This window comes from Microcystis sp. M109S1 (genome assembly GCF_020247025.1).
In the GTDB taxonomy this organism is placed as follows: Bacteria; Cyanobacteriota; Cyanobacteriia; order Cyanobacteriales; family Microcystaceae; genus Microcystis.
The window spans coordinates 1-5493 of sequence record NZ_JADBRW010000110.1; the positions used below are offsets into that span (position 1 = coordinate 1).

General features: G+C 43.3%; 4 protein-coding genes and 1 pseudogene. 1 reads left to right on the plus strand and 4 read right to left on the minus strand.

Annotated features, from left to right (window positions below):
- Window positions 1-97: 97 nt before the first annotated feature.
- The 4 genes and pseudogenes from IM322_RS05180 to psb27 form a co-directional block, all read right to left on the minus strand.
- A pseudogene (locus IM322_RS05180) lies at window positions 98-295 on the minus strand (transposase); the annotation flags it as partial.
- A gap of 575 nt (window positions 296-870) precedes the next feature.
- Window positions 871-1485, minus strand: coding sequence for a PEP-CTERM sorting domain-containing protein (locus tag IM322_RS05185; RefSeq protein WP_287672820.1), 615 nt, complete (start codon window positions 1483-1485; stop codon window positions 871-873).
- 248 nt (window positions 1486-1733) lie between these two features.
- On the minus strand, window positions 1734-4103 hold the full coding sequence (locus tag IM322_RS05190) for an endonuclease MutS2 (RefSeq protein WP_287672822.1): 2370 nt from the start codon (window positions 4101-4103) through the stop codon (window positions 1734-1736).
- A 345-nt stretch (window positions 4104-4448) separates the two neighbouring features.
- Window positions 4449-4850 carry a photosystem II protein Psb27 gene (psb27, locus tag IM322_RS05195; protein WP_016517303.1) on the minus strand — a complete coding sequence of 134 codons (402 nt, stop codon included), beginning with the start codon at window positions 4848-4850 and terminating at the stop codon, window positions 4449-4451.
- Window positions 4851-5108: 258 nt separating this feature from the next.
- On the opposite strand from psb27, the gene IM322_RS05200 reads away from it, so the two are divergent.
- Complete coding sequence (locus tag IM322_RS05200; protein WP_287672825.1) at window positions 5109-5231, plus strand: hypothetical protein; 123 nt, start codon at window positions 5109-5111, stop codon at window positions 5229-5231.
- Window positions 5232-5493: the final 262 nt, after the last annotated feature.

A 5493-nucleotide genomic window follows, 5' to 3' on the forward strand; every position in this document is an offset into this window, starting at 1 on the left:
ATAGGCTTTTTCCATGTCTCACATTTTAGCATATATTTGGTAAATGCGCTAGTATTTAACGGTAAAGCCGTCGTAGAACGACGGGGTTTCAGACCCAAAATTTTCGATGACGATAATCTCGAAAGCATTCAGCAAATTGAGTGGTGATTTTTAACTTCTTGTCTAACTCTGCCATTAAGACAATTCCCGCGTCCGAGGTGATTTTACCTCCTTCAAAATTGGCGATTATGTTTCTTCCTTTTAACTGGCCAAAGTTGAATTGATTGGGGAGAGACTGGTCTGAACTAGGTGTCATAAAATCGAACCTTTAAAAGCGCAAACATAACTCAATTATAACTGATTTTAAAGCCAAGTTTTGAGGAATTTGTGACCTAGGTACAGTTTATTTAATTAATTTGCGTAAACTTTGCGCAAATTAATTCCTTTTTTCTCAAGTCTAATTGATGACGATGTCTTGTTAAATTCTCATAACACACTGTCGTTGGGGTAGCTGGGCTAAAATCGGGTTCAAATCTATACTGGGTAGGGCTTTCAGACACTCCATTCTCTTTCTTTGTGAGAAATGCGGGGTATGCCCGTTCTGTTTCATCCATCATCATCATGAAAGAGGGTAAGCTAAACGGCTTTTACTTCGGATCACCGATATAGACTCCAAAAGGGTTATAGCTATTGGATCATGCAGGTTAAGCGCCGTTTAGCTTATTCTCTGATGATAGCGGCTTTTAGGGGGGACAGGTTTTAGAGGTTATTTGACGAAAGGCAGATTTCGTCAAGTAGGTCTATTGCGAATAGCAAAAACAAAAGGCTGTCTCTGAATTGGAAACAGCCCTTGAAACATATATTTAATGGTAAGAAGTTTAAGAGATTTTCTCACTCTTTCTCGGTAAATTTAGAGGTCTTTAATTTCCGCATCAAAGTCGCACCTGTGCCGAGTGTGCCAAGGGCGAGGAGACCTAATAAAGAAGAAGGTTCAGGAACAGTGGCAAGGGGGGCAAAACTTGTTAGCTGTAATGAATCTCCAGAACCACCAGAAGTAGCGATTAGAAACTCTGAGACTCCAGTAGGTGTATCAAGATTTGAAAAATTTGAAATAATATTAAAATCACCGCCATTACCAAAAGAAGTGGTTCCCCAAAGGCCATTGCTAGTTGGTTGTCCTACCAATTGTTTGGTAAAGTCTAATGTTCCACCACTGGTATCTAAGAAAAAATTATTATAATCAGCTAATGAAAAAGTTCCATTGCCGCTGTTTGCTCCTGTAATCGTTATGGAAAAGGAGTTAACAGGTAGAGGGTCGGTAAAACCCGGATTACTAATTAGGGAAGGATCGAAATCAATCAATCCATTTGCTGATGCACTATTGCCAAAGGCAGCGCCAGACCATTGCAAGGCAAATTGTGCGGCCTTAGCTGGATTAAATACACTACTAATGGAGAGTCCACTAACCACTAAACCTGTTACGAGACCAATTTTGTTGAAGTTCATAAAATCTCACAAGGGTACACGCAAACAGTATCATATTTTTGTAAAAAGAAGTTAAGAAAAGATTAAATTACGGATAAGCTAAACGGCTTTTACTTCGGAGCACCGATATAGACTCCAAAAGGGTTATAGCTATTGGATGATGCAGGTTAAGCGCCGTTTAGCTTATATCCCATGAAGTAGGGTGTAGGGTGTGGGGTGTGGGGTGTGGGGTGTACCCTGTCCCCACTAAAAAACCTATTCAGCAGACCCTAAGTTAAATAAGCGATAGTTACCCCCGAACCGCCCTCATTTTGGGGTGCTAATTGAAAGCGTTTTATCTGGGGATGACGGGATAAAAAATCGTGAACACCTTGACGCAATTTCCCCGTACCTTTACCGTGAATAATCCATAATATACCCGAGGGGGTGGCACGGACGATCGCCTGTTCGATATCCGTTTCTGACTCTGCCACCCTTGAACCGCGAATATCGACGGTATTATTAGCAGTACGAATTAAAGGAGTCTCCTGGGGTTTTGTGGGAGTTTGTGGCACATTTTTGACAGGTTTTGGCGCAGTTTCCACTTTTTGACCATCCAAAGACTCGATCTGATCTAAGGGTAGGGTCATCTTCATCATACCGAAACGCAGGGAAATCTCCTCTGATTCCGGTGAAATTGCTAGAACTTCGGCAGTTTGTCCCAAATTGGGCAAGCGCACCCTTTCCCCCACTTGCGGACGATAATTAACCTTAGTTTTTTCCGTTTTTGGTAATAACCTTTCTGCGATCGCAGTTAACTCCTCTGTGGCTTTTTGGGCATCCTTACCAGTTTTTGTTCCTGATTGCAATCGGCGAATAACGTCATTAATCTCTGCTTTTGCCGATAATAAAGCCTTTTGTAGCTCCTGATCCTGATAACGCTTTAATTCTCGCTCTCTCTCCTGTAGAGAATTGGCCCGCGTGGACACCTCTGTATAAAATTTCTCCGTTTGTTGGAGCAATTGACTTGCCTCTTTAGCTTTTGACTCCTGTTCCCGTCTTTGCGCTTCCAAACCCGCAATTACTTGATTTATCTCCTCCGATAACCCCCCCAGATGATTTCTCGCTTCGGCCACAATTTCGGGACTTAATCCCAAACGCTGGGCAATAGTTAAAGCATTAGAACGCCCCGGAATGCCCCATAATAGTCGATAAGTGGGGGAAAGAGTGCGATCATCAAACTCTACCGAGGCATTTTCAAAGCGAGAATCTCGATACTTTAACGCTTTTAATTCCCCGTAGTGAGTGGTAGCCACCGTTAGTAAACTATGATCGGCGAGGTATTGTAAAATAGCGATCGCTAAAGGACTTCCTTCGGCCGGATCCGTACCTGCTCCCACCTCATCGAGTAAAACCAAGGAACGAGAATTTAAAGCCGCTAAAATGCGAACAATCCGGCGAATGTGACCCGAAAAAGTCGATAAACTCTGTTGCAAAGACTGTTCATCCCCGATATCGGCTAAAACGCGATCAAACCAGGGTATCTCTACCGGTTCCCGGGCCGGAATAAACAAGCCCGCTTTCGCCATTAAAGCCGCTAATCCGAGAGTTTTTAAAGTAACGGTTTTTCCGCCGGTATTTGGTCCGGTGATGGCAACAACGCGAATTTCTGGGGTAATCTGCACATTTATTGGTACGACATCCCCCCCCTGTTCGTGGTGTTTTTGCCACCAGAGCAAGGGATGACGCAAATTCCGCAAAGTAATCGTTTCCGACCCATCGATAAAGCGGGGGGGATTACCCTCTAACCATAAACTGTAACGGGCCTTAGCGGTGGCCAGATCGAGCCTAGTAGCGATCGCTAGTAAATATTCTAAATCCTCAAAAGCTTCGGCGATCGTATTACTTAACTGCCGGAGGATTTTTTCTTCTTCGATTTGTTCCTGACGACGATATTGCCGCAGTTGATTGCCTTGGTCAACGATAGAGTGAGGTTCAATGTAAAAAGTCGCCCCTGTGCTGGAAGTATCGTGAATTATCCCGGGTATTTGCTCTTTTTGCGCTGCTTTGACGGGAATCACCCAGCGGTCGCTTCTTTGGGTAATGACTGCTTCTTGGATGGCACCGCCCTGTTTTTGGATGATATCCTGTAATTTTCGGTAAATTCGCTCTTTAATCACCTTCATTTGTCCCCGAATTTCCCGTAATTGGGGACTAGCGCGATCGGATATCCGGCCATCTTCATCGATACAACGGTGTATTTCCTGTTCTATCTCTGGATAGGTGCGAATTTCGGCTACTAACTCTTTTAAAACTGGTATATCTTCCTGTTCGTCAATTAAACGCCGTAAACGTCGCACTCCCGCTAAAGTCGTGGCAATATTTAAAAGTTCCTGTCCCGATAATAACCCCCCCAGATGCGCCCTTTCTAGGGCATCTCCGATGTCGGTAATCCCATCAAAGGAAAGACGACTATCTAATTTTTGTTCTAAGCTATAAACTTCTTTGGTTTGGCAGAGTAGGTTTAAACTTTCCTCTTTGCTTTCTGGTAACGGCAATTGACGAATTGCGATCGCACCGAGTTTAGTCGCTGCAAAAGTAGCTAGGTGTTGACATAGCCGCGGCCATTCCAATAATTCTAGGGTTTCGTCTTCAATCAATTTTGTAGTTTTTTATAATACGCTTTGTATTTCTAGTCTAACCGGATTTGGCCCGATTTTTACAGGAGTCATTTCAGTCAACAGTAATCAGTCATCAGTAATCAGGGAAAAGACAGCACTGTTACTCGCACCTAATACCTGTCACTTAACAATCCCACCAATCTGTTGACTATCTAAATTACTCGTTAAGACTGCACTGGAGTGCCGGAGTTGGAAGCAGGGAGAGGAAGTTCGAGCATTTGTACTAAAATTTTTAATACGCAGTTTAAATTCAGTACAGCTTATAATATTAGGTCGAGTTCTACTGATAACTGATAACTGATAACTGATAACTGATAACTGTATCTAAATTCCTTTCTGGAGAGAGAATTGCACCTGTTTAAATTCTTGTTTTAAACGTTGTTTGAGTTTGTCGGGGATAGGACGGGAACCGTAGGCGGTATAATAACCAGCTACAGAGTTTAAAGCTGTTTGCATAGTAGTGAAAGAACGCAAACCCCCGGATTTTTTATCTCGTCGGTAGAGGGAGATGTAATCGTTGATTTGTTCCTTTGCTTGCGACTCAACTGCCGCTTTATTCGGGTCATCTTTGACTAAATCAAGGGCTGTGGTTAAAGTTTCAATCACCGTCAGGGTATCCTGTCCATAATTGCCCGTTAACCCCGAACTACCAGAACAACCCATCAATCCGATTACCAGGACGAGAACCAAAGCTAATAAGCGAGAAATGTAAGGTTTTAGAGACATATTTTCGACACCATAAGTTAATCCCAAGTCACCTTATCCTATCAGGAAACTGTTACCAGTTCCCCAGGGCAGTCAACCGACTGCAAAAATCAGGGGTCAACCGGGGGGTAAATAGCCAAAATGTAGGCTTTTTTGACGGCAAAAGCCCTATTTTTGCCTAAAATTTCGATGCCATCAACCCGGAGTGAGTTGATTTTGGACTAATTCGGGCCGCGATAAGGCACTGGTGGTGGTTTTAGGGTCGATCGAGATTGGACTTTGCGATCGATTAATCTAGAAGTTGACATCCTCGCCGCCGTAAAACGGACGGCAATTCCTCACCACGCCACTTTTTTAGGGTGGTCGCTGAATGGGGTTGACGCTTCACCGAAAAACGCTTAATTGCTTAAGTCTGACTCTTTCGACCCGTCCGTTTTGAGTGTCCGGATGCCCTCCGGCCACTTTGAACAAGTCGAAAAAATCTAATGTTCACCCTTATTTCCTAGAAAGTTTTACTCGTTCAAGGCCGAATTTGAATTCTTTTCTGAACAAAACCCCCTACTATCTGTTGTCAAGGTTCAGTTTTTAGCTTGGTTATCGCTTTTTCCATTGTAGCTTAAAGCCGTCCTAAAAGGACGGGGTTTTAACCCAAATTTTCGATAAC